This is a genomic window from Xanthobacter sp. BG11Y11_SDJG, from assembly GCF_057364445.1.
Genome location: NZ_JBNFNU010000632.1, coordinates 1 through 1,583, shown reverse-complemented (window position 1 = coordinate 1,583; position 1,583 = coordinate 1). Strand labels below are relative to the sequence as shown.

The window sequence follows — 1,583 nt, the reverse complement described above, 5'->3', positions numbered from 1 at the left end:
CGGTGCGGCTCGCCGGCCGGGCGCTGGCCGCCGTGCCGAGCGGGCGGGTGGGGCTCGCCGACAGCACCATCACCATCGAGGCCGCCGCGCCCGATTTCGTCGCCTATGACGTGCTCACCGGGCTGCGGCGCACGCCGCCGGAGGGCTTCCAGATCATCCGCTTCGCGGTCGAGCCGCCGCGCGTGACGCCGTTTGACTGGAAGCTGGTGCGCCAGCCGGACAAGGTGGTGCTCTCGGGCTATGCGCCGTCCGAGGAGGCGCGCCGCCTGCTGACGGATGCCGCCCGCAGCGCGCTGCCGGGTACGAGCGTCGTCGACGAACTGCGACTCGCCTCGGGCGGACCGAGCCCGGAGGCTTGGGCTGCCGCCTCTAGTTTCGCCGTGGCGCAGCTTGCCAAGCTGCGCACCGGCACGGCGGAGGTTTCCGGCGCACAGGTGGTGCTCTCCGGCGAGGCGGTCGATTCGGCGACCTACGGCACGCTGCGCCAGGCCGCCGCCCCAGCCGCCGGCCGGCCTCAGCGTCGACGCGCGCGCGGTGCGCCCGCCCACCATTTCTCCTTACGTGCTGGCCGTGCAGCGCGAGGGCGACACGCTGACCCTGTCCGGCTTCTATCCCGACGAAGCGGCGCACCAGGCGCTGCGCACCAGCCTCGAGCGCGACTTCCTCAAGGAAAAGGTCACGGACGTGTCCGCCATCGGCGGCGGCGCGCCGAACGGTTTCCTGGAAGCGGCGCAGGCCGGCCTGTCGCAGCTGGCGCGCCTCGGCTCGGGCGAGATGCGCCTCACCGACACGCAGATGCGCCTGTCCGGCACCATCCTGCGTCCGGGCGCCGATGCCGAGGTGGCCGCCGAGCTCGACCGGCGCCTGAAGCCGCCCTTCACCATGGAGGCGGCGTTGGCGCCCGCGCCGCCGGGGCCGCCCGCCAGCGCGCCGGAGTGCCAGAAGTCGGTCAACGACCTCCTGGTGCGCGCCACCATCCTGTTCGATTCCGGCAGCCAGCGCATCGACCGCCGCAGCCTCGGCCTTTTGGACCGCCTGGCCTTTGCGCTGGCGCGCTGCCCCGGCTCCGTGGTCGAGGTGACGGGGCACACCGATTCCGACGGCGACGCCGCGTTCAACCAGCGCCTGTCGCAGGCGCGGGCCGACGCGGTCGTGCTCTATCTCGCCGATGCCGGCATCGCCCGCGAGCGCCTGTCGGCGACCGGCTACGGGACCTCGCGGCCGGTGGCGCCCAACGACACCGAGGCGGGCAAGGCGCTCAACCGGCGCATCGAATTCGTGGTGAAGGAGGGCGCCTCGCAATGATCTATCTCGCCCTCGCGCTCTGGCCCTATCTCGTCGTCGCGCTGATCCTCGGCCTTCTCACCGGCTATTATGCGCGCCGGCCGCTGCCGGGGCGGGGAGGGCGGACATGACAGCCTTTGCCATTGAGACCGTGCTGCTGCTGGCGCTGGTGTTCGCCATCGGCTTCGCCGTCGGCCTCTATCTGCGCGCACGCCGGACGCGGGCGGAGGCGGGCCGACGGGACGCCGCGCCGACCGCTCCGATGGCGGCCGCACCCGTCGCCAAGGCCGATGCGGACG

General features: G+C 73.3%; 2 protein-coding genes. One reads left to right on the top strand and one right to left on the bottom strand.

What is annotated here, in order from left to right:
* On the bottom strand, nucleotides 1-548 hold a 548-nt coding region (locus AC2W7M_RS25195), incomplete at its 3' end, for a hypothetical protein (RefSeq protein ID WP_486135813.1).
* Here AC2W7M_RS25195 and AC2W7M_RS25190 point away from each other — a divergent pair.
* Complete coding sequence (locus AC2W7M_RS25190; RefSeq protein WP_486135811.1) at nucleotides 535-1,305, top strand: OmpA family protein; 771 nt, start codon at nucleotides 535-537, stop codon at nucleotides 1,303-1,305. The two genes, AC2W7M_RS25195 and AC2W7M_RS25190, sit on opposite strands and share 14 nt — an antisense overlap.
* Nucleotides 1,306-1,583 lie beyond the last annotated feature (278 nt).